This is a genomic window from Shewanella marisflavi (assembly GCF_002215585.1).
Lineage (GTDB): Bacteria > Pseudomonadota > Gammaproteobacteria > Enterobacterales > Shewanellaceae > Shewanella > Shewanella marisflavi.
This window is the reverse complement of sequence record NZ_CP022272.1, coordinates 3,243,075-3,266,814: the sequence shown is the minus strand read 5'-3', so window position 1 is coordinate 3,266,814 and position 23,740 is coordinate 3,243,075. Positions and strand designations below refer to the sequence as shown.

At 45.2% G+C, this 23,740-nt stretch carries 16 protein-coding genes, 1 tRNA gene and 1 pseudogene; 6 read left to right on the top strand and 12 right to left on the bottom strand.

Annotated elements, in window-relative coordinates:
• Window positions 1-82: 82 nt before the first annotated feature.
• The 3 genes from CFF01_RS14485 (at window position 83) to CFF01_RS14475 (ending at window position 5,906) form a co-directional block, all read left to right on the top strand.
• Window positions 83-3,595 carry an ATP-binding protein gene (locus CFF01_RS14485; protein ID WP_088905253.1) on the top strand — a complete coding sequence of 1,171 codons (3,513 nt, stop codon included), beginning with the start codon at window positions 83-85 and terminating at the stop codon, window positions 3,593-3,595.
• Window positions 3,596-3,627: 32 nt separating this feature from the next.
• Window positions 3,628-4,095, top strand: a complete 468-nt coding sequence (locus CFF01_RS14480) for a response regulator (RefSeq protein WP_088905252.1) — start codon at window positions 3,628-3,630, stop codon at window positions 4,093-4,095.
• Between the two features lie 263 nt (window positions 4,096-4,358).
• Window positions 4,359-5,906 (top strand): tyrosine-type recombinase/integrase, encoded by a 1,548-nt coding sequence (locus tag CFF01_RS14475; RefSeq protein ID WP_088905251.1) that lies wholly within the window; start codon window positions 4,359-4,361, stop codon window positions 5,904-5,906.
• Window positions 5,907-6,242: 336 nt separating this feature from the next.
• On the opposite strand, the gene CFF01_RS14470 is transcribed toward CFF01_RS14475, so the two are convergent.
• The 3 genes and pseudogenes from CFF01_RS14470 to CFF01_RS19330 all read right to left on the bottom strand — a co-directional run bounded on the left by CFF01_RS14470 (window position 6,243) and on the right by CFF01_RS19330 (window position 8,714).
• Window positions 6,243-7,151, bottom strand: coding sequence for a nucleotidyl transferase AbiEii/AbiGii toxin family protein (locus CFF01_RS14470; RefSeq protein ID WP_088905250.1), 909 nt, complete (start codon window positions 7,149-7,151; stop codon window positions 6,243-6,245).
• Window positions 7,148-7,918 carry a type IV toxin-antitoxin system AbiEi family antitoxin gene (locus CFF01_RS14465; RefSeq protein WP_088905967.1) on the bottom strand — a complete coding sequence of 257 codons (771 nt, stop codon included), beginning with the start codon at window positions 7,916-7,918 and terminating at the stop codon, window positions 7,148-7,150. The genes CFF01_RS14470 and CFF01_RS14465 overlap by 4 nt, the downstream gene beginning before the upstream one ends.
• A 392-nt stretch (window positions 7,919-8,310) precedes the next feature.
• Window positions 8,311-8,714, bottom strand: a pseudogene (locus CFF01_RS19330) (LexA family protein).
• A 340-nt stretch (window positions 8,715-9,054) separates the two neighbouring features.
• Between CFF01_RS19330 and CFF01_RS19385 the strand changes: the two are divergent.
• A complete protein-coding gene (locus CFF01_RS19385; protein WP_269768259.1) occupies window positions 9,055-9,177 on the top strand; it encodes a hypothetical protein in 123 nt (40 codons plus the stop codon).
• Here the strand turns inward: CFF01_RS19385 and CFF01_RS14455 are convergent.
• The 8 genes from CFF01_RS14455 to rpsU form a co-directional block, all read right to left on the bottom strand.
• A protein-coding gene (locus CFF01_RS14455) for an IS3 family transposase (protein WP_088903906.1) occupies window positions 9,170-10,344 on the bottom strand; the annotation gives its coding sequence in 2 pieces (ribosomal slippage) (window positions 9,170-10,086 and window positions 10,086-10,344; 1,176 coding nt in all). The two genes, CFF01_RS19385 and CFF01_RS14455, sit on opposite strands and share 8 nt — an antisense overlap.
• Window positions 10,345-10,732: 388 nt before the next feature.
• Complete coding sequence (locus CFF01_RS14450; RefSeq protein WP_198387052.1) at window positions 10,733-12,049, bottom strand: type II toxin-antitoxin system HipA family toxin; 1,317 nt, start codon at window positions 12,047-12,049, stop codon at window positions 10,733-10,735.
• 134 nt (window positions 12,050-12,183) lie between these two features.
• Window positions 12,184-14,769: a hypothetical protein gene (locus CFF01_RS14445; protein WP_088905249.1), complete on the bottom strand. Its 2,586-nt coding sequence runs from the start codon at window positions 14,767-14,769 to the stop codon at window positions 12,184-12,186.
• Between the two features lie 1,436 nt (window positions 14,770-16,205).
• Window positions 16,206-16,282, bottom strand: a tRNA-Ile gene (locus CFF01_RS14435).
• Between the two features lie 202 nt (window positions 16,283-16,484).
• Window positions 16,485-18,323: an RNA polymerase sigma factor RpoD gene (rpoD, locus tag CFF01_RS14430; RefSeq protein WP_198387050.1), complete on the bottom strand. Its 1,839-nt coding sequence runs from the start codon at window positions 18,321-18,323 to the stop codon at window positions 16,485-16,487.
• Between the two features lie 126 nt (window positions 18,324-18,449).
• Window positions 18,450-20,177 (bottom strand): DNA primase, encoded by a 1,728-nt coding sequence (dnaG, locus tag CFF01_RS14425; RefSeq protein WP_088905246.1) that lies wholly within the window; start codon window positions 20,175-20,177, stop codon window positions 18,450-18,452.
• Window positions 20,178-20,274: 97 nt separating this feature from the next.
• Window positions 20,275-20,718 (bottom strand): GatB/YqeY domain-containing protein, encoded by a 444-nt coding sequence (locus CFF01_RS14420; protein WP_033540119.1) that lies wholly within the window; start codon window positions 20,716-20,718, stop codon window positions 20,275-20,277.
• A 6-nt stretch (window positions 20,719-20,724) separates the two neighbouring features.
• Window positions 20,725-20,940 (bottom strand): 30S ribosomal protein S21, encoded by a 216-nt coding sequence (gene rpsU, locus CFF01_RS14415; protein WP_006080725.1) that lies wholly within the window; start codon window positions 20,938-20,940, stop codon window positions 20,725-20,727.
• A gap of 334 nt (window positions 20,941-21,274) precedes the next feature.
• Between rpsU and tsaD the strand changes: the two genes are divergently transcribed.
• Window positions 21,275-22,288, top strand: coding sequence for a tRNA (adenosine(37)-N6)-threonylcarbamoyltransferase complex transferase subunit TsaD (gene tsaD, locus CFF01_RS14410; protein WP_088905245.1), 1,014 nt, complete (start codon window positions 21,275-21,277; stop codon window positions 22,286-22,288).
• Window positions 22,289-22,474: 186 nt separating this feature from the next.
• Here the strand turns inward: tsaD and plsY are convergent, their stop codons facing one another.
• Window positions 22,475-23,086 (bottom strand): glycerol-3-phosphate 1-O-acyltransferase PlsY, encoded by a 612-nt coding sequence (plsY, locus tag CFF01_RS14405; RefSeq protein ID WP_088905244.1) that lies wholly within the window; start codon window positions 23,084-23,086, stop codon window positions 22,475-22,477.
• Window positions 23,087-23,382: 296 nt separating this feature from the next.
• Here plsY and folB point away from each other — a divergent pair, with 296 nt between their 5' ends.
• Window positions 23,383-23,736 carry a dihydroneopterin aldolase gene (folB, locus tag CFF01_RS14400; protein ID WP_088905243.1) on the top strand — a complete coding sequence of 118 codons (354 nt, stop codon included), beginning with the start codon at window positions 23,383-23,385 and terminating at the stop codon, window positions 23,734-23,736.
• The last annotated feature ends 4 nt before the right edge of the window (window positions 23,737-23,740 follow it).

Below are 23,740 nucleotides of genomic sequence, written 5' to 3'. Positions count from 1 at the left end.
TAGCCCTTTATCTGGGACAAAAGTTAGCCTCATTATAGTAGCCCTCGGCTGAAGCATTGGATGATTAAAAGGAGTTAGTTCCATGGTGCGACAGATCTCTCGAATATCATCCCTGTTTGGCGCCCGTTCACTGCTTCCCCTCTCTTTAGTCGCCGTCTTAGTGGTGGCGCTGATCATCATTGTCTTGTTTGAGTCCCGGTTAAATAGCAATGTCATCGGTGGTGTGCGCGCCAACTTGTCGGATATTAGCGAGCAGGTCAATAATCAAGCGCAAGGTAGGCTGACAAGTTATATCAATAGTTTACGGTTTTTATTTGAGACGCCGCCCATCTCAGGCCTGTCCAGGGCAAAGGCAAATCAAGGCGTCGATCCTGTGGATGGCACTCAATACGGCCAGTGGCGTCGCCGTCTTGAGACTATCTTTGTCGCCTTCTTACAAAATAATCGTGAATATGAGCAGTTGAGGGTGCTAAACGCCGAGGGGATGGAGCTGGTGAGGGTCGACAGGCACGCAGGAGGGGTACATGTGATACCTGATGCAAGCCTTCAGAATAAGCACGATAGAGACTATTTTAAGGCAAGTCAGACACTGCAAAAAGGCGAGATCTATACGTCTCCTATCACCCTAAATAGAGAGTTTGGCAAGATTGATTACCCCTATCGACCTATGCTGCGTCTGGCAAAACCGATATTTGACGATGCGGGGCAGCGCTTTGGTTTCTTAATCGTCAATATAAACGCCTATAACCTGCTGGAAACGTTTGAAGCATTTGTGCCAACACCCTATGAACTGATTTTGACCGACAGCCAGGGGTATTTTTTACTACATCCCGATAGTGAGATGCGCTTTAGCCGTGACCTTAACCCCGAGCAGGTTTGGTCTAAGCATTATCAAGTGGCTAAGGCGTTATCACGTCAATTTGAACTCGTGGTAGACACTTATCATGAGGACAAGCTCTACTATGCTTTTAACCGAGCCATTAGTTTATCAAACGATGCCCTGAGTGGGCGCCTAACGGCCACTTTGATGGCCCCTCGGAGCTATGTAAAGGAGCTGGCTATTGGCCGGCGCGTCAGTGTCTATTCTTTCATGTTGATCATCGGCGTGCTGTTTCTTTTTGTGGTGTCTATCTTGGGACGCAGTGCGCGAAACAGTATGGCGCTGGCTAAAGAGAAGGCGCAGTCCGCGGCGATTATTCATGGCTCTCAAGATGCCATCATAGGGGTGAGTAATAGTGGTCATATCAACAACTGGAACCGAGCAGCGGAGTTACTGTTTGGCTATGATGTTGATTATGCTAAAAGGCACTCTATTAACGAGTTGACGTTAGTGCCTGAGCATGATTTGAAGGACTTAGTTGCCAAGGCTAATCACGGCAATAACACCCTAACCTTTGATGCTAAATTGCCCATGAGCGAGGGGGAAAGCCGGGAGTTGTTTGTCTCTGTTTCGCCAATCATTGGGGAGAATAAGCAGGCGCTGGGGGTCGCGTTTATTTTTCGTGATGTCTCCATTGAGAAGCAGGCGGCCAGGAAGATCCGACAGGCCAATGCCGAGTTGGAAAAGAAAGTTGCCATTCGCACCCAAGAGTTGCAAAAGGCTAGCCATGTGAAGAGTACCTTTATCTCTAACATTAGTCATGAGATGAGAACACCGCTTAACGGTATTGTCGGCACCTTAAACTTGATGAGAAAGGAGCCGCTGAGCGAGCGTCAGAAGCGTTATCTGGAGATGGCTGAGGTCAGTGTTAATGGCCTCTCTAGCTTAATTAACGATGTTTTGGACCTCTCCAAGATTGAGGCTGGCAAACTCGATTTGGATATCAGTAGCTTTAACCCCATAAATTTGGTTGAAAGTATCTGTAGCAGTATGGCGGTAAAGGTTCAAGAGAAGGGCGTAGAGTTCATCATAGATGTAATTGACCTACGCTGCCAGAGTGTAGTGAGCGATCCTCATAGGCTCTCGCAGATATTAACCAATCTGGTTAATAACGCGATCAAGTTTACTGACCGTGGCTATATCAAGGTAAAGGCCTATAGCCGACTCAAAGAGACGGGCGAGCTTGAGTTTATCTGTGAGGTGTCAGATACAGGCATAGGGATCGCCAAAGAGAATCAAGCTAAGCTCTTTAGTGCTTTTTCCCAGGCAACTTCCAGTATCGCCGCTCAGTACGGTGGCAGCGGACTCGGTTTATCTATCTGTAAGGAGTTGAGTGAACTCTTACATGGCAAAATGAGTTTCGAGTCGACGGAGGGGAAGGGAAGTTGCTTTACCTTTTCCATGCTACTTGGGCAGCAGGACTACCAGCTGATGGCCACGGAACCCGTGCTCCAAGATGTACCCTGCTGCGTGCTATTGGAGCATCCTGAGCAGCAGGCTTGTGTCGAGGCGGCAATCTCGCGGCTTGGTGGCACGCTGCTCTCCCAGGAGATCTTTAAAGAAAGCCTTAACCAACAGGGCACAGAGACGCACAACTTGCCTCAGGTGCTTATTCTTGAACAGTGCCACGCTTTGTTGATGGAACTCGATAGCCGATGGCCTGAGCTCGCCGAAAATCATGATAGTCTCCCCCGGGTGTTGGCATTTCAAAAGAGTGCTGAGCAAAATAAGTCGCTGGATAATATCGTGCTCGAATACCTCAATAATCCGCTGCTTTTTTCCGAGTTAATGCAGAAATTTGGCGGTGGGAAAAGCTTGGTATTGGTTGAGAAATATCAAAATGTGGATGAGCAGCGTAGCTTAGGCGAAGAGGAGATGAAGCGTCTTCAAGGCGCACGGGTGTTAGTGGTCGACGATAATGAGATCAATATCGAAGTGGCAATTGGGATCCTGTCTGATTTACCGCTTGAGTTTATTAAAGCCACCAATGGCCAGGAGGCCCTTGAGCAGCTCGCTCAATACGGTGAGGGGCATCAGGTGGATTGCATCTTAATGGATTGTCAGATGCCGGTACTCAATGGCTATGACTGCACCAGGGCTATCCGCGCAGGAAAGGCCGGCGATCTGTTCATCAATATCCCCATCATCGCCATGACAGCCAGCGCCATGATGGGAGAGCGCGACAAGTGTATCAAGGCGGGGATGAATGATTACATCACTAAGCCTATTGAGGCTCAGCGCCTGTTTGAAAAGGTGTGTGACTGGCTTTTGTCCACCACTGACGGGGAAGGGAAACCTCCTAAGCTGGTGGCATCTGAATTGCCAGATCTGCTGTCCAATAAGGATGAAGAGTATGTCTGGAATCGCAAGCAGGCGCTCAATCGCCTAATGAATAACGAAGTGCTGTTTGGCGAGATCTGTCAGATGTATTGTGAGAGCACACCAACACAATTGGATGAACTGGAAGCTGCCATTGATGCCAAGGCTTTTGAGCAGGTGAGACAGTTGAGTCACAGTCTTAAGGGGCTATCGAGTAGCATAGGCGCGATACAGTTGCAGGAGTTGTTTCTTAGCCTTGAAACGGAGGCGAAAATGAAAAACAGTGACAAGCTAAATCAACTGTTTAAGGGAGTGAAACCCTGTTATCAAGCCTTAATAAGCCGCTTGCAAGATGAACCTATATCCAACAACGAGGCGAAGAATGCGTCATTGTAGGCATCTGTACAATTTGGGAGTAAAGGATTTCGATGGCGTTAAATAATGATTTGTATCCATTAGTTTTTTCTCGAAAGGGACGCATACTGATCGTCGATGATATGCAGGTTAATATCATCATTTTACGGCAGCTGCTGAGCCAGACCAATGAAATTGCCACAGCCTTAAATGGCGAGGAGGCGTTAAGCCTGTGCCAAAGCTTTAAGCCGGATCTGATTCTGTTAGATATTGAGATGCCCGGAATGTCGGGCTTTGAGGTGTGCCAGCGCTTAAAAGCCGATCCCAATACTCAAGGAATTGCCGTAGTGTTTGTTTCGGCCCATCACGATGAGGAGCAGGAGATGCGCGGTTTTGAGTTAGGGGGCGTTGATTTTATTCACAAGCCGATAAATGGGGTGATCACCCAGGCGAGAGTGAATAATCAGCTGATGTTGAAACGCCAATCTGAGCTGTTGAAGTCTATGTTACAGCCGGAGAAGAGTGCTAAGGGGCCGGATTAAAAAAGAGTGGCAAAATGAGAAACAAAAAAGCCTGCATAGGATGCAGGCTTTTTTGTTTTAAATTGGTGGCCCCTCACAGACTTGAACTGTGGACCTAACGATTATGAGTTCCAGTAGCCTAATAGTGTGTCATGTTATGTTGTTGATATATATAGATATACTGTTTGTGTTAAATTTGTTTTTTTGCACTATTTTGCATTTTTATTATGTTTTTTGTGCGACAGGTGTGCGATCAAATTTCTGTGAAATTAGAGAGCATTCATATGAACAGCAACTTATGTATCCCCTTTTCAAATAAACTTATTAAGCAATTTTTTTGCTACACAGGGCACTTACTTTACAGTGATAGCGGTAAGAAGACCCGACAAGTGGAAGAGTTTAGTACTTTTCTTGAGCGTTTTGTTTCTAAAAGCACTATTTCTGATTTTCACAATAACCTTGAGCTTTGGTGGCAAGGACACGCTAAGTATTTAGCGCTTAACTGTTCGGAGGTGAAAGGCCTATCCATTCGGATTTACAAAGCTCAATTGGTTTTGTCTAAAGCAAGGCTTCAGCCAATTGACAACTCAAAGCTTGGTGTAGTTTATCTAAGATATCGAGATGCCTTAACTGCAAAATTGAAGACGATCAAGATAGGTGAGTTGTCGAGTAACAATATTAGTTTGCTAGTCAAAGCAGCTATTCAGCTTAAGTCAGGAAATTGTTTAGGGGTTAAGTTACTCGAAAAGCAAAAGAGGGTTATTCCAAATAATGAGGCTGAGGTTAGTTTACGCACTTTTCTTTACTCTGATTACTTAGAAACTAAGAGGTATGAAAACCCGAAAACGGTGATGTGTAAAATTAATGTCATAAAGCGTCATTTCTCACCCTATCTTGATAACCCTATCACTGACATAACAGCCGAAGAGGTTCGGCAATGGATGCGCTCAAAGGAGTTAAAATTATCCTATAGGCAATTAGCTGCTGGTGAAAGCTTGTGGAGTTTGAAGCCTTCGACTTTAAAAGAAGTGATATGTACCTTAAGAGCATGTATACAGCTGGCAAAAGAAAAGGGGGTGATTAAAGATCATGATCTTTACTCACTGCCTAAAATAAAGGTGGATAATCAAGTGATCCTATATCTTTCTGATAGTGAAGAGGTACGTCTTTATAATGCGATTAATCAAAGAAATACGATGAAGCATGAGCAAAGGTGTCGAACAATCGCGCACCGGGAAAAGCGACGGTTACCTGTACCGACTCAACTTACAGATTGTCATTTTGCTGATCATGTGACCCCATTTATTATTTTATTTAAAGAAACAGGGATAAGGCCAGGTACTTTGTTCAATTCCCGCTGGTTGGATGTGGACCTTGAAAATCGTTTTATTCGAATCAGAAAAACGTTGGATAAGCGGGGTGTCGCTAACTTCATTCCTCTTAATGATCTGGCTTACTCTACCCTAATTGAGTGGCGTAAGCACCATATACACTCTGAGGCGTTACAGTCTTTTAAAAATAGGTCTGAATCATGGTTGTTTCCTTCGCCATTTAATCCAAGTAATCAATTAACTACGATAAAGAAGTCATGGGCAAAGTTACTTAAAAATGCCGGCATAGAAAAATTTAGGCTGTATGATCTACGTCATGACTTTGCCTCTAAGCTAATGATGAAAACTGGAAACATTTATATGGTGAGTCAACTGCTCAATCATCAGCAGATAGAGACAACCAAGCGTTATGCCCATTTGATGGATACAGCGCGATTTGATGCCGTTGGTATGCTAGATTTGTCTCGGCAGTTAGGGGCACTGCCTGATTTTTTGAAATAGATGAGATAGGTCAGTCAGAAAAAGTCAGGGTTTTGATGGCCGTTGATACCTGCTCTTCCTCCAAGCGGCGTTGTTGACTAAAAGCATTTCTAACTATGACCTCCATTTTTGAAGCCGAATGAATGTAGATTTCCTGCATACACACGGCATCGATCCATACCGATGGCAGAACATTCAAGAAGCTAAGACATAAATTTTAGTGGAAAATTTGTTATCAGCCCACCCATGAGGAGGCTTTAGTACTAAAGCGGTTTTACAAGTAGCTCTGTCTCACCAAGCCAATCCACTATTCTGATGATGGAGATGCTTTCTAGTGGTTCACCACTTTTTATTGTCTTAGTTTTGAACATTAAGAACTTTTTCAAGCAACTTCATATGCAGTTGATGATCATCTGGCCGAGTATCTCTAAATTTTTTAAGGTTTAATAGTTTCCACTTTACTGATGGATATTGCTCGAAATTATATATTGACCAATCTGGCTCTAGATTATTTAGACTAAGTAGAAAGCGTTTATCATTATCATCCAAGTTTTCTCTAATGGTCTTAATTAAATCTAATCTTGTTTTCTCAAAGTCATCGTAAGTAAACTCAATGGGAGACATGCCCTTAAATTGATTGTCAAACGTCGAACGCTGATCAATTAAATTAGGGTCTAACATCTCATGAGTTGGCCTGTTACTGCAAGCAAGAGAGTAAATGAAGCCACGCTTAATCTCATCGGAATAATTGTTTTCTTTTAGCAGTAAATATACATCGAAAAGATCTCGTGGATGTTGCCTATCAAGTGCTGCGCATATTTTTCCTCCATACAGCTGCGCCAACGGCACAACATTTATGGCGCAGAATACGTCAAATTTCTCTTGCGCCAATTCGCACAATGGCATTTTATTTTCGGCAGTCTCTATAACACCACGCCCAACCATATTTACTTCAACTTTAATTTGTACACCATACTCTTCAATCAACAGCTTACAAATTTTGTCTTTATGCTCAACTCGTAACGATGGGCGCAGCGCAATAACCCTAGCTGATATTTGTTGTAATGCGCCATTTATCGCATCGATACTTTTCTGCCTGTCTTGAATGTGAACATAGGTTAGGTCAATATCAACAGATAACCTTGGCATGTTTAAAACAAACAAGTTGATCGCTGTACCACCATGTAATGAAAAACATCTCTCTTTTGCTATTTCTGGCATAACATCAAGAAGCAATCGAACCTGCTGGGCATATTTTTCGGTCATACGTGTTTTTCCAGTTCCTTTGGAACAGTTATTTGATATTGTGGGACATATACGCCATCAGAGACGATTTGCCGCTTTCCATTCCCGAGATCTATTTTGTCTTGATTGATATATTTCAGCCACTCATGTCCTGCTTTTTCAGCCATGTATAAAAATAAACGTTTTACCTTAACGGAAGTGCAGCTTTCTAATAACTTCTGGGCAGTCACTGGACGTATATTATTTAGTCCTTCCATTAACTCATAGACTTCAATTAATGGCTGCTCATTGGGTGCTAAATATAAGCATTCCATGATGGCACGAACAGGACTAGATATTTTTATTTCAAATGATTTATGCTGATATTTCACCATGCCTATATCTGGCGGTAAAAATGATGATGCATTGCTTTCGACTTTGACTCCCCAGTCATAGTTTTTAAACCAAGTGGGTAATGTTTCAGATGAGGCAGAAAACAATTGTACCTTTTGAGCGGAAAGCTCTAGATAGTGTGATTTACCTTGCAGCATTAAGGCTGTTTTTGCAGCTGGATGAACAGATAAATTAAGTTGATGTTGTAGTGCTTGGATACCGCCTAAATAATCAACTGTATCTTCATTACGTATCAAGGCGCCTCTGCCAAATGATTTAAACCACTTGCTTTTCTTATAGCGTTTTTGTAAATCAAGGCTGTACCCTTGATTTACGAGCCACGAGGAAGATAACACAACCCCCGAAGGTGCTATGGACAGCAATTGGTTTATTTTACTTTTATTTTCAGTACTCATAGTACCAATGTAGCCACATTTTTTAACCAACACAAGCGCTGTGGTTTGTATTCTTTGTGAAATTGGTACTATTAGTACCAATTTTTAGGTAAAAATAAACTAAGATGCTTCTGGCGGAAAAGACCTGCTCCTTATCGGCCCTTGTCTTATCCCATTTCTTCACGGGACTCCATTGAGTTCCCGAACCGTTCGCTCTAGCTCAATACTAAATTGCTGACGAGCCAGCCCGGGTGCAAGCTTAGATAGTTCAAGAGCGTTATGGATGTGAAGTTCTTCTTTTAATCGTCTGTCTATCCTCCTGCCGACTCCCTATACGTCTTCAATGTCCATTTGCTCGAGGATATTGTGGCGCAGTTCGTCCGTGGATATGACACAAACACCGGTGTGGCCATCTATGTTATTGGCTCCCTGATTCGCGGCCTTTGCAAGCAGCGAATGGAGCTGGCCACCACGCCTTCAATGCTGAAACTGTCCAGTGCCGATATGGGTTGATTCGAGTGTTCGTCGTTGGCGGAGATTAGCTGCCGGTTGACTGTGTCGATTATCTTGCATGCAAAGGGTTCATTGTAGTTTCAAACAATCACGTCTCGATTTTAGACGAATAGGCGTCTGTCTATGACCAGAATGTCTTTGTCAAAGATACCAACACCATCCATAGAGTCGCCGCTGGCTTGCCCAATAGACGTGGAGCTAGGGTATTGGATGAGTAACTCATCGAGGCTGAGTGTTGATTGGGTGTAATCAGTGGCGGGGACTAGAATCCGGTTATCCCGGCGCTGGCCGAGATGGGGATGATGTTCGTTGGGCTGTACTATCAGAGAGTGCCATTTATTGGGGTATTTTAGCTGGAATTGATAGCTCTACCCTACAGCCCTTTAAAGGCTGTAGGGCATTTTGTTAATTTGATGGATACAGCGCGATTTGATGTCGTTGGTATGTTAGATTTGTCTCGGCAGTTAGGGGCATTGCCTGATTTTTTTGAAATAGATGGGATAGTTTGACTTGACCACTAGAGGTTAAGTTTTTTCACTAGCTCGGTGGAATGCCTAGGCTTCCTGATTTTGTGATATTTTACATCATTGTCATTCTATCCTAACCAGCTGAAGACGCTCCGATTGCGCCCGTTTGGATAACTAATGAAGATTAGGCTTTATAGTGATTTACACATTGAATTCCAAGATTTTATCGCCGACACCTCTGAAGTCGATGTCGTCGTACTGGCCGGGGACATAGATGTAGGCACTGTAGTGGTCAACTAAAATTGGCCACGGTTTTGTATTCAAGCCAGTATCTTCGCTCTGACTCATTGGGTGTCAGCCCACCGTTATATTGATGTGGTCTCAGCTGACTGTAATACCCCGTCACATATCGCGAAATCTCACTCTTAGCCTCACCGATATCCCGATAGCCTGTCATCGGTATCCATTCTGTTTTTAAGCTTCTAAAGAAGCGCTCCATCGGGCTGTTGTCCCAGCAGTTTCCTCGTCGACTCATGCTCTGCTTAATCTGATAACGCCAGAGCTGTTGGCGGAAGCGGCGGCTGGTATAGTGGCTTCCTTGGTCACTATGGAACATTAGGTCTTTCGGCCTTCCTCGCGCCTCAAAGGCCATGGTTAGTGCCTTGCTTGTTAGCGCACTATCGGGCGAAAATGACATCGCCCACCCCACCGGTTTCCGTGCAAACAAGTCCAGAACAACGGCAAGGTAAGCCCATCGTTTGCCTGTCCACACATAGGTCACATCGCCACACCACACTTGATTGGGAGCCGTCACTGCAAACTGGCGGTCAAGGAGGTTAGGGATGGCGACATGCTCCTTGTCTGCCTTTTTGTAGCGATGTTGCGGCACCTGGCAGCTCACTAGCCCCAGCTTCTTCATCAGTCCTGTGGCACGATAGCGCGTCAACCTAACGCCAGCAGTCGTCACCATATCAGCCAGGGTTCTGGCACCCGCTGACCCATTGCTGGCTTCATAAGCCTCCCGCACCAAGCTGTGCAGTTTTACCCGCTGCGAGTCAATGGTGGTAGGTCTGCCTCGCCAATACTTGTAACTGCTGCGGTGAATACCAAATACTGAACAAATCCGTTTTACGCTATGGCTCTTCTTGAGTTTCTCGACTAACGAGAACTGTTCAGTGAGTCTGACATCAAGAGAGCCGTAGCCTTTTTCAAAATGGTGTTCTCTTCTTCAATGCGGCGGATTTTCTTCTCCAGCTCACGGATCCGCTGTTGTTCGGGGGTGAGCGGTGCGCCTTTGGGGGATATGCCTTGCTGCTCTTGTCGAAGCTGGTTTACCCATTTACGCATGGCTGAATTACTCACGCCCATCGCGCTTGCAGCCTCAGCTATGCTGTATCCCTGTTTCGTTACCAGCTGCGCAGCTTCTAATTTGAACTCTGCACTGAATGTCGGTCTTGTGTTCTTCATTTCTACCACCTTTTTTCCAGAAGTTAGTCTATCACTTCGTCTATTCAGGTGGCCAAATTCACTATGCCACTACAGTTCTACGGGTAGGTAAACTGTGGCCTAAAACGAAAAAAAGACACTCAAGGTGTCTTTTTTCGGTTCTTCTTACCCAAAAGAGGAACAGTAGGATGATGACGGTATGAACACTTTGGAACAATCGTCGGGTGTCTATGTCTAGACGATAGCCACCTCCTTGGTACAGGAATCATCTACAAGGGCTCGCGAACCCTCGTATTGATAAGTAACACCGACAGCTGGTTTTTTTTTAATTCTGTGTATTTAGCATTGCATTTTTATTTCGGTCCTGCCTTAGGCTTTGGTGTTTTTATGGTAAACGGATTGGTTTCACTCAACAGAGGTCCTGCAATTTTTTTTCTATAAAATTTAGACCGATGGACGGGTAGTTGAGTATCGCAGCAGGGACACCTCGTTTTTCAAGCCTAGACCTCAGTGACAGTAAGGACTCTGCCAAACAACCTAATTCGTTTAATAGCCTGTCGGTCGGTACCAAGTCATCTAGAGCTTCAGCAATTTTCAGGAAATTCAGGTTGCCTCCGATCTCGATATTCGCATGCCAGGTGATAGTCCTAACAACGCCCTGTGGGTCGGCTTTCATTGGCGCAAAATCATAGATAGGTGCGAGCATTATTTTTCCTTGGCTTCTCACCAAAGAGATATTGCGCCCATGGTTGTCTGAGTTTCCAAAAATGATGTTCGTGAGGTCTCTTTTAACCCACTCTATGACGAAGTTCTCTACGTCAAACTGATAACCCTGTTCTTGAACCATGAAGCTGCTTTGAATTGTCTGAATCAGCGTTCTTAGGGTTTCCTCATGGTCCAGCAGAGAACCTGGCGGCTTTTGCAGAACTGAATACACCGACTCGATCGCTCGTTGAGTTACGCCGCCATCATCTGCCGTCACAACATCGAAGCGAGGGAGCCAAAGAGAAGGGCATTTCGGGCCCTCCAGTAACATCATTCCTTTTGTAGCGATGGTATTAAATCCCAAGGCTTCCAGTTCGTGATAATAGTGAAATTCAGCTCTTAGAATGTCTGAGTCGATTGCTGATTGTTTTCCTCTTGGGAACTTAACTAGGTAGTGCTCGCTGTTTGCCGCTTTAATTGTGCCAAAAGAACTTAACCAGACTAGTTGCCCCTGTTTGCTGAGGAGATACTTTGGTGCCTCGCCGCCGGCACCAGTAGCGCTTCTAACGTCTATACCGAGCTTTTTAGCATAATCGAGGAGGTCCCATCCTTTATTTACTACATCATCAACAGTAAATGAGGTTTCGCACAATAGGGGATCTGCACATGTTGAGGCGCAGGCTTCTTTTACTCGGATATTGCCAATTGGTCCACAAGTAAATTGATGAAGCGTGTTGTAGGTGGAGGATCCTTTTGATAAACCATTTGCTATCCAGAACCGTTTGCCAGCTCCACTGAGGACAATGTCATCAATGAATCTAAACGGTTTCTTTGTCGTAGTGTGATAGGGGAAGACAGTGACAGGCAGGTTTACTGAAAGCGCGCGGTTGTCGTCGCAACCAAAATGCTCGAGGGCGTATGGCTCAAGATATTTCAAAGACATTTGATCTTGCTCAAAGCTCAGGGTAGCAGCATCGTGCCAGTTAACGCCTAGTTTTATTTGAATGGTCAATTTGGTCATTACGATTTTTTTATTTGTAGTGGTCAACTAAAATTTACCATGATTTTACAGTTTCAGTTAGGTCTTCAGGTGGACTAGTTGTGATTCAATTATTGCTATTGAATGAAGACTACTTCAAACTTGAACTGCTTCTCTTAATCCCATGCGCGCCAGTTGAATAATCTGTTTAATGTGCGCTCATTAAGTTTGAAACCACCTAATTCATCAAATTTGCAACCATTTTCAACTGGTAGGCAGACGGTGTTTAGCACGAATTTGATTTCTTCATTATTAGCAGGTCGAGAGTTAATTAATAGCTCTGTCCAATTATTTTTGAGGTGCTTACAGAGTTCAAAGCATCGTTTACAAAATTTTCTATTGTAGCGTTTAATATTGCCTGGCGTGGTTGTTCTTGGCTTGTCGTGATGTCTCTTGTCGGCACATAGGTAGGTATGCGAAGCTCTTCCATTTGAATTCATAATGCCTGTATCTACCATTTTTGCTTGCTGTCCTTCCAGTAATGGCAAAATAGCATCTCCAGTTTTTGGGTTTAATATTTTTGCTGGTGAGTAGTATTCAATAGGTACGTTAATCTGGTTGCAGACTCCTGCCCAAAATCCCAAATTTGCCGTGATAGATTCTGTTGGCATACATTTTTTAGAGCCAGAATCCTCAAATGCGCAAAAAATACACGGGCAGTCTGAGTTTGTGAGTGATTTCAATTGATGTGTTTTAAAGAAGATGGGAGGGTGTGGAAAGCCATTGTCAAATACATGTCCGCACCAGATCCAATAACCCGGGTCATTTTTTGTTACTGATTTTGAATAGTTTGTGTGCAAAAGCAATGCATTAGGTAAGACTGCTCTAACATCAGATAGTAATTCACGCCTATTTTTACGAAGCTTTAGGTTAGTTCCACCATCTAAAGGGCTTAATTCTGGTAAATATTGACCATATTTAGATGTATGGTCAGTCATTTTTTGGTTAAGTTCTTTCAATGCAATCGTGTCGCTTATCATCTTCTTTGGATGGTGGACATTAACTAATAGCTCGTTGAGATTAAAATTGCTTCTTGGTTGTTTTAGAGAGGAGAAGTCAATTTTCCACCCATTCTTTTTTAGAGTGTGTAAGGTGAGGTTGAAGATTGTGTGTATCGCTTTGTGTATATCATTAAGCCTTTTTTTTTCAAGGTTTTCATGTGGGATGGAACCGGTGTCATAACAGTAAATACAATAAGGTGCCCCCAGCGAAACGTGAGATCGTTGTTCATCTAGGTTTCTAAATTTAAACTCTTTTAGGCAATGGTTACACCTCATAGTTCTAGAGTCAATTGAGCTCAGGTTCTCTTTAGATTGTTTTTGGATTTTGTCTCTCTTCGATTTCATTCTACGCTTATGAAGACTCCCCAATTCTTTAGCATTGCAATTTTCACATAAGCCCATTCTTTTTTGGCTGCCTCGAGTGCGTAGATAAAATTTTGGTTCTCGTTCAGCTACCTTGCCAGTTTTATCGCACTTAAGTTTAATTGTTTCGCTGTCACTAAGTTTCTTATTTTGGGGTTTGTTTATCCATGTGTGATCTCTAAAAGCTTCAAGAGCTTTACTAACTGAATAAAATAACTCTTTCTCCATGCGCTCGGTGAGTGAACTGAGTCGATCTTTATACTCTTTATATAGTTTTTTTTGATTTTGCGGGAATGTGCCCTTGGGGAAACCGAGTTTAATAAGCCCTTCTCTTACTAATCTTAATAAATGATGAAAGTCAATATTATCCTCTTTGTTAGAGATGCGTAGTAGCAATATTTTGTTAGAGAAGTCGCTGCAATACTCATTTTTCAAGCTATCATGTTTTTCGTGATGTTTGCTGCCATCGTATTCGACAGCGAGACGCACTTTGTGATTAAGCGTCGGGTGTTCAAAAAATTGAGATAAGAGGTCGAGCTCTATTGGATTTCCGTTATCATTTTTCAATATACTCCTGTCATTTATCACAAAGGGCATCATTGTGGTGTTGGTAAATATTATCTCTAGCAGAACTAACACTTTTATCTGCCCTATAGAGTTAAATTTCACAAAGTTATTCTCAATAAATTTTTTTTCATGTTGCAGGTCCATAAAGCTGGTTTTAACACCTCTATACTCAGACTGGATATAAAGTGCCTTGCTCGTCGATTTAAACAAAAATGCACCCTTTAGAGGTTCAAAACCATCCTTTTTCAATGTTTTAGCTCTACTTTCAACCCGCTCAATATCCATATGTTGCTGTCTTATTTTATTAAGAATACCAGCAGCAGTAAGGTGTTCGTTTTGACTACCCCTTAAACAGTAACGTGAGTCTACTTTTACATCTTTAATCAGAAAGGTTGGTATCCCATTTAGGAAGTCCGTACACTCTGATATTTTTTGCTTTGTGGTGAAGCTAAAGACCCATCGACTGTTTGTGTTTCTACGATCGCTTTTGGGTAGCGGCTTTATGGATGCGTGAAAATATTTGTTGACGTATACGTTAAGCTCTTCGCAACATTTCAAGTATGCCGTGTTAATTTCTTCTTGAGAGCCTTTGTTTACAGTTGGCCAAAGAGAATGTATAAGCCGGGACCATACGGCTTGGGTTACTCCTAACTTTTCCCGTGCGTCCTTTGCTAGTACTCTTCCGTGAACAAATTCCTCGGCCAATCGTATAAATTTTGGGCTAGTATGTGTCGCTATTTCTTCAATCTTACTTTTTGCAGTTGTTTGCATAACTCACCTCTGGATAAATTAAAAAATTTTGGAACATGAGTAATCGCTAGTTGAGAGCCTGATCGTCAACTAACGAATTTTGTCAGATAATTTGATTTACCAATATCCTAGATACTGAGTGCAGAGGTCTTCAATGACAGTGTTTACGACGTGAGAAACTACATCATTGTAGGTATGGGCGGGTATCCAAAGTTCGTCTCCAAGATGGGCGTTTATCATTTCGACGACCGTCTTAACCGAACTAGGGTTAAGCGGAACACGTAATTTGTAAAAATGTGCTTTTATCTTTTGGAGAGATTCTTGTTCGGCTTGTATTTTAGGGATAGAAATATTTGTAAAGGTCATATTAGAACCACCAATAAAATTTGAGCAAAGCGTTTCCGCCGGGTGCCCGAAAGTTAAATTTTGCTCTGTGAAACCACAGAGCGCGTGTCCTTTATGTCCTTAGTCACTATTAAATACTGTATAAAAACACATGTCAAGACTCTAGTTTACTTAACAATTGTTTTTCATTTCTATTTAAAAGTAGGATTGAATTGCCATTACGCCATAGCTACGCCTGGACATCTACTAGCGGTTATAGGTATAGGAATGTTGTAGACAACGATTACCTCTAGTCAAGCACTAGGTGGTCAACGATATGAATTGCATGCGAAAAAATCATGATGGTCATTTACGCAATTGTTAAAATACAAGCTTTAATCTGGACAGTCTTGATAGGGGCTGGCGGCAATTAACTGTGTCTGCGGGAAGGGCTGCTGGTTGTTGATGTGGCTCCGGGATTACCCAAACGTGTGAGGTTCTGCTTTGGAGTTTTTGGCTCTGGTCTGGTTGTTGCGGTGGTTTACCGGAATATAACTGGCCTAGCGGCGATGTCAGCTGATGACTATTTGTCCGGGCAACTCTCTGTGTAAATACCTGCAACGTAGTGCTTTGGGTCTACGACAAGCTGAGCTGCTTCTGGACTGAATTCAGGGCTAAAGTTAGGTTTCTTGGTTAGTCATTGGTTCACCTGTATTGTATCTAAGGTGGGTTTATCACCTCTCACCAGGTGGCCAAATTCGCTATGCCACTACAAAGAGCATGTTGTTACTGAACTGAACAAACGGTGTCGAGAGTCAGCTAAACCGCTATCGTTTGATTGGTCAACACTTGTAGCATGTCGAGATTAAACTGTTCTTAAAGAGCGTTCAACGTTAGTTGAGCGCTTTTTTGTTTGCTAAAAATTGTTGAGCTAGGTGGAGGGGGCACTGTGTCATTTGATTTCAGCCCGGAAAGCAGTAGACTTAGTTTTGCCGCTTGTTTTGCACACGTTTGCATTAATAAGTGCGATATATGTGCGATCGTTCCTAGGTTCACGAAAGGTGAGAAGAGCGTCAGCTGAATAACAGATACAAAAAAGCCCATTAAATTAATGGGCTAGATTGTTTTTAATTTGGTGGCCCCTCACAGACTTGAACTGTGGACCTAACGATTATGAGTCGTGTGCTCTAACCAACTGAGCTAAGGGGCCGACTTAGGATAGTCGTCACTATCGAAAGCGCAAAGAAGTATACGAGGTTTAAAAGCGCTTGTCACCACTGATTTGGCAAGAATTCTAAACTTTGAATTCAACTGCTTATCTGTTGTTCAATCAGCTTTCGCTGTTGGTTGAAAAATAGAAAAGCCAGCCCTAGGGCTGGCTTTCATCGAGAAAGAACTCAGGTCAATCTGGCTTATTCATCCAAGAAAGACTTAAGGATCTCTGAGCGAGAAGGATGACGTAACTTACGCAGTGCCTTAGCTTCAATCTGACGAATACGCTCACGGGTCACATCGAACTGCTTGCCCACTTCCTCTAGGGTATGGTCTGTGTTCATGTCGATACCGAAACGCATACGCAGTACTTTAGCTTCGCGAGCCGTTAGGCCGGCAAGCACTTCGTGGGTCGCATTCTTCAGACTCTCACCTGTAGCGCTGTCTAATGGCAGCTCGAGGGTGGTATCCTCGATAAAATCACCTAAATGCGAATCTTCATCATCGCCGATAGGGGTTTCCATTGAGATAGGCTCTTTGGCAATCTTTAGCACCTTGCGAATCTTGTCTTCCGGCATCAACATACGTTCGGCCAGCTCTTCAGGTGAAGGCTCGCGCCCCATCTCTTGCAGCATCTGACGAGAGATACGGTTAAGTTTGTTGATGGTTTCGATCATATGAACCGGAATACGAATGGTTCTAGCCTGGTCGGCAATCGAACGCGTGATCGCCTGACGGATCCACCAAGTCGCATAGGTCGAGAACTTGTAACCACGACGGTATTCAAACTTATCCACCGCCTTCATCAGACCGATGTTACCTTCCTGGATCAGATCCAGGAATTGCAGACCACGGTTGGTGTACTTCTTGGCGATAGAAATAACCAGACGCAGGTTAGCTTCAACCATCTCTTTCTTAGCGCGGCGAGCCTTGGCTTCACCGATAGACATACGACGGTTGATATCTTTAATAGCCGCAATTGCCAGACCGGTTTCATTCTCGATAGCATCGAGTTTAGCACGGCAGCGTTGTACATCTTCTGCCACCATCTGCAGGCCTTCAGAATAAGGCTTCTTGGCCGCGATCTCGTCGTTGAACCATTCGATGCTGCTTTCGTTAGTGGTGTAAACCTTAACGAAGTTTTTCTTTGGCATCTTAGCTTGTTCAACACATAGCTTCATGATGAGACGCTCTTGAACACGCACCTTATCCATCATTTCACGCATGCTCTTAACTAAGCGGTCAAACTGCTTGGGTACCAGGCGGAACTCTTTGAAGATTTCACCAATCTGGAATAGGGCTGCGGTCGATTCAGGGTGCTCGCGTCCTTTCTGCTCAATCACTTTCAGGGCGTTTTCATGGGCCTGGCGTAGCTGAGTGAAACGCTCTCGCGCCTCTTCTGGATCCGGTCCCTTTGGCGAATCGTCTTCATCGCTATCGTCATCTTCGTCTTCGTCATCGTCTTCGTCGTCGAGATCATCATCCGAAAGTTCCGAGCCGATGTGAGTGGCCGTTGGGGCAACATCTTCAGCGTTGGGGTCAACAAATCCAGAGATAATGTCTGATAGTCTGACTTCTTCAGCTTCATAGCGATCATATTGCTCAAGGATCATGGCGATCGCTTGAGGATATTCGGCTACAGAGGCTTGAACCGTGTTGATCCCTTCTTCAATTCGCTTGGCAATAACGATTTCGCCTTCGCGGGTCAGAAGTTCAACCGTACCCATTTCACGCATGTACATACGTACGGGATCTGTGGTACGCCCTAGCTCAGCTTCAACCGTAGCCAGTGCTGCGGCAGCTTCTTCGGCAGCATCTTCATCGGTGCTGTCTTCAGACATCATGATCTCATCGGCATCCGGCGCCTGCTCATAGACGCGAATACCCATGTCATTAATCATCTGGATAATATCTTCGATCTGATCTGAATCGACCATATCTGCAGGCAAGTGATCATTCACTTCTGCATAGGTTAAATAACCTTGCTCTTTACCTTTGGCAAGCAACAATTTAAGTTGCGACTGCGGAGTCTGCTCCATAGATATCATCCAAGTTGGGTAACTGTTACAACGACGGGCAACGAGTGCCGCGCAAATCGTCAATTATAGCCGTGTGCACTGTGCTGTGCTAGTCCAAGTGTTTACTTTTGCGAGATAAATTATGCTCTAAGTTTGCCCTTGGATTACTGCTATGAGCTTTTTAAGTTGCATCCGCTCTTCTTTAGTATGGTGCTGTTTTAAGCTCAATTCCTGATAACGTTGCTCAATATATTGATTATTCAACCATATCAGGGCTTTTTTGAACTCTTGCTGAAGGTTTTCATCCGCCACTTGATGCTCCCATTGGGCTAGTTTTTTCAAGGTGGCGAGTTGTTCATCGCCCCTGAACTGTTCAAGTAGTTGTGCGCTGTTAACCTTCTCTGCGCGAGTTCTGTCGAGTAAGAGGGTGAGCAAATCTATGCCCGCCATCTTGATATGTTTTAGCGCTGGCTGCACCGGCAGGTTATTGCCTAGGTGCGGGTGCTGTACCAACAGGGCGATGGCTAATCGCAATGGGGTACCGCGTCCTTTGAGCGCTTTGTTTTGCAGAGGCTTTTTCGCATCAATGCGTTTGAAGCCCAGTTTTCGCTGCAATTCTTCTGCACTGTTCATGCCGAGTTTATAGGCCAGATTTTCCAGCAGTAAACTCTGCAGCACAGTGTCTTGTACTTTTTCAATCAGGCTCATGGCCTGTTTGGCCAGGGTGCCCTTATCTGTGCCATAGCGCGTGGCTAAGGTGTCAAACAGAAACTCGGGCAGCAGTTTTGCCTTTTCGATAAGCTGTTCAAAAGCTGGTTTGCCAATTTGGCGAACCAGTGAATCAGGGTCTTCACCTTCAGGTAAAAACATAAACTTGACCTGATCGCCTGGTTTGAGCAGTGGCAGGGCAGTTTCCAATGCGCGCCAAGCAGCTTCGGTGCCGGCCTTATCGCCGTCATAACAACAGACGACCTCTTTGGCGCTGCGTAGCAGCAGCTGAAATTGATCTGCTGTGGTCGAGGTGCCCAGTGATGCTACCGCATAGTCGACCCCAAATTGTGCCAGTGCTACGACGTCCATATAGCCTTCAACAATCAGGATCTGATTCGGCTCCCTGTGTCTCTGTTTGAGTTCATACAGGCCGTAGAGTTCATAGCCCTTATGAAATATGGGCGTTTCAGGCGAATTCAAGTACTTTGGCTTACCATCCCCCAAGACTCTGCCGCCAAATCCTATGACTCTGCCACGACGGTCCCGAATGGGGAACATGAGACGATCACGAAATCTGTCGTAGCGTTTGCCACCCTCGTTTTCGATCACCATGCCCGCGGTCAGTAGCTTGTCCTGGGCATCCTGACTCTGGCGATAACGGCTGAGCAGGCCATCCCAACCCTCGGGGGCAAAACCGATACTAAAGTGTTCTATCACATCGTTTGACAGGCCACGATGCTCGAGATAATCGAGCACTTTTTGTTTATCTGTATGTTGCTTAAGCTGATTTTGGAAAAAGCGACTTGCCTCTTCCATTAATTGGTATAGATCTCGGCTTAAGCCTTCGTCACGGCGTTTACCCGTGCCTTTCTCTCTCGGTACATCCAGACCCAAACGGCCGGCCAACTCTTCAATGGCGTCGACAAAGTCCAGTCGCTCATATTCCATGACAAAATCGATGGCATTACCATGGGCGCCACAACCGAAGCAGTGGTAAAACTGTTTATCTCGACTAACAGTAAATGAGGGTGACTTTTCGCTATGGAAGGGGCAACAGGCAGAGTGATTTTTGCCCGCCTTTTTCAGGGGGACCTTAGCATCGATAAGATCGACTATATCGGTGCGAGCTACAAGCTCATTGATAAACTCACGAGGTATCGCCATTGCTGTATAAATGCCGCCTTTTCGCGAAATTAAACCGAAAGAGTAGAAACAAACAAGCCGTGCGTAGGCACGGCTCATTCATACATTGGACTTAAGGTTACTTGAGTTTTGCCTTGATCAGAGCGCCTATTGACGCCATATCAGCTCGCCCTTGTACCTTAGGTTTCAATGCTCCCATTACTTTGCCCATATCCGCCATGGATGATGCGCCTACCGCTTGGATAGTCTCATCAACTAGCGTGGCAACTTCCTCTTCAGAAAGTGGCTTAGGCAGGAAAGTCTCGAGGACTCGAATCTCTCCGGCTTCAGCTTGCGCTAGTTCGTCTCGGCCTGCCGCTTCATATTGAGCGATAGAGTCGCGACGTTGTTTTACCATTTTGGTTAAGACCGCTATGGCTTGCTCATCATTCAGCGTCTCGCGGCTATCCACTTCGATCTGTTTGATGGCAGCCAGTGCCATACGAATAGTCCCAAGGCGCACCTTATCTTTGGCGCGCATGGCTTCTTTCATCTGGTCTTTTAGCTGATCAACTAGGCTCATAAGAGATTAGTATAAACGTACGCGACGCGCGTTTTCACGAGAAAGCTTCTTAGCAAGACGCTTTACTGCAGCAGCTTTAGCGCGCTTACGTGCAGTAGTTGGCTTCTCGTAGAATTCACGAGCACGAACGTCGGCTAAGATACCAGCTTTTTCACAAGAGCGCTTGAAACGACGTAAAGCTACGTCAAATGGTTCATTTTCACGTACTTTAATAATTGGCATACGCCATCACCCCTTAGGTGTAGTTTGTATTGAGTTAATTTCTTAACCCAAGTTAATTTAAAAATGGTGCGGAATTCTATACCGACCGTCGACCTTTTGTAAACCCCTTTGTCGCGATCCTTTTTGGGATCTTTTGCAGAGGTACAGGTTAAAGTTTAGCATTCTCTGCTATTGATATCATGGTCGGTTTGCATGAGGAGGTGTGTGATTGCCTGTACCTGTGGGGCTTTGCCGAGGTTTTACTTGATGTTAGAGGCAAAAACTAAGTCGATTGGTATTTCCGTCGGCGAGCAGGTAAAATTGTCCGCCACTTTATTCAGGTAGATTAGGAAAAATGCGAGTTATAGGTATAGAGACATCTTGTGATGAGACGGGTATCGCCGTGTATGACGACGAAAAAGGCTTGTTATCTCATACGCTTTACAGTCAAGTGAAACTACATGCCGACTACGGTGGTGTAGTGCCTGAGCTCGCGTCGCGCGATCATGTGCGTAAGATCATTCCCCTTATTAAGCAGGCGCTGAAAGACGCTGATTCAACTCAGGATGATATCGACGCCATTGCCTATACCAAAGGGCCCGGATTAGTGGGAGCGCTACTTGTCGGCGCCTGTGTTGGCCGCTCATTGGCCTTTGCCTGGGGGAAACCCGCGGTGGGCGTGCATCATATGGAAGGTCACTTGCTGGCGCCTATGCTGGAAGATGACGTACCTGAATTTCCTTTCTTGGCCCTGTTGGTCTCAGGTGGTCACTCTATGATGGTGGCTGTTGAGGGCATTGGGCGCTATGAGGTGCTGGGAGAGTCTGTGGATGATGCCGCAGGTGAAGCCTTCGACAAGACGGCTAAGTTGATGGGGCTCGATTATCCAGGTGGGCCGAGACTCTCTAAGCTCGCTGCTAAGGGCGAGCCCAACTGTTACCGCTTCCCGCGGCCGATGACAGATCGCCCTGGGTTGGACTTTAGTTTCTCTGGTCTGAAAACCTTTGCCGCTAATACCATCGCCGATGAGCCAGATGATGAGCAGACGCGCGCTAATATCGCCCGCGCTTTCGAAGAGGCCGTGGTCGATACCTTAGCCATTAAATGTAAGCGCGCCTTGAAACAGACGGGCTATAACCGTTTGGTGATTGCCGGTGGCGTGAGTGCGAATACCCGCCTGCGTGAGAGCCTGGCTGAGATGATGCAGTCTTTAGGCGGCAAGGTTTACTACCCAAGGGGCGAGTTTTGTACCGACAATGGCGCCATGATTGCCTATGCGGGCATGGCGCGCCTTAAGGCTGGACAGGTTGAGCCTTTGGCGGTTAAAGGGATGCCGCGCTGGCCGCTGGACTCCTTACCACCAGTATAAATGACATGAAAAAGGCGACTGTGAGGTCGCCTTTTTTCTCTTTGTATTTTGGCCTGTCACCAGCTATTTTCGCTTGGTGGGGACTGAAGTTATCTGCACTGAACTCAAGGGCACGGATTTGCGGTTGTCGATAGTCATTGATGAGTATCAGTCTGAGTGATATCTGAGATCGACAAGGCCCTTTGGCTATTCGTCGCTGGCTCGTTTTTTACGCGACACCTTAGATTCTTCGCCCTTACGCAGCCGATGGATATTTTCCCTGTGACGTATGACGATGAGCAAGGAGAGCATGGCGACGGGCAGGGTAAAGCGCTCGTCAAAATACCAAGTGTAGATTGGCGCCAGCAGGGCGGTAATAATCGCCGCCAGTGAAGAGTAGCGACAGATGAGTACCAATATGACCCAGGTCGCGATAAGGGCCAGCGACAGATCGGCGCCTATGGGGGCCATGGCACCGAACGCGGTGGCAACCCCTTTGCCACCCTTAAACTTAAAGAAGATAGGAAAGATATGGCCCAAGCAGGCCGCGATGGCGATTAAACCGAGAGAAACGGCATCTACACCGAGGCGAAAGGCTAAATAGGCAGGCGCAGCACCTTTGAGCATATCGAAGAATAACACCATGGCCGCGGCACTGGCGCCACCGATACGCAGTACATTAGTTGCCCCTGGGTTACCTGAGCCTTGGCTACGGGGGTCTGGTAATCCCCTGAGTCGACAAACTAGCACGGCACTGGATATCGACCCCGCCAGATAGGCAGTTAATATCAGCGCTAGAGTCAGCAGCGTTAAGCTCAAATTGGTTTCCTTATCCTTCTTAAGGTATTATCCCGCCCTAGTTATTGAGGCGACCGGCTAAACCTTGTATTTTACGCACAGGTTGATTGGGCTTATGTAGTGACAACGGGCTTGACGCGACCGTTTTCTTATCCCTGTTTCGTTGTCATTACAGTCGCTTATCCTACTTGGGTTTTTGGCTGTACGAAAGGGGAAATCACAGATATCTGTGTAATCACGCCATTATAACCATATTGGTCGTTGTAGCTTATTAGACCTCTTCTATTACCTAATTTTGTTGCCTATCGGGAGGCATTATGGACAAGGTGCTTATTTCACAGCTTAAAGTCGAAACCGTTATCGGTATTTATGAGTGGGAAAAGCAGATCCATCAGAACCTGCTGATCGATCTCGAAATGGCTTGGGACAACAGTTTAGCGGCGGCCAATGATGATTATCAGCATGCCCTGTGTTACGAGACTGTCTCTAACCGTCTGACCGCGCTAATTACCGAAAAGCCGATAGAACTGATTGAAACCGTGGCGCAGATTTGTGCCGACTGTGTGATGAAGGAGTTCGATGTGCCTTGGGTGAAGGTGAGGGTGATGAAACCCGGTGCAGTGCCCAGTGCTCAGGCGGTGGGTGTCGAGATAGAGCGAGGTCATCTGTAGACTC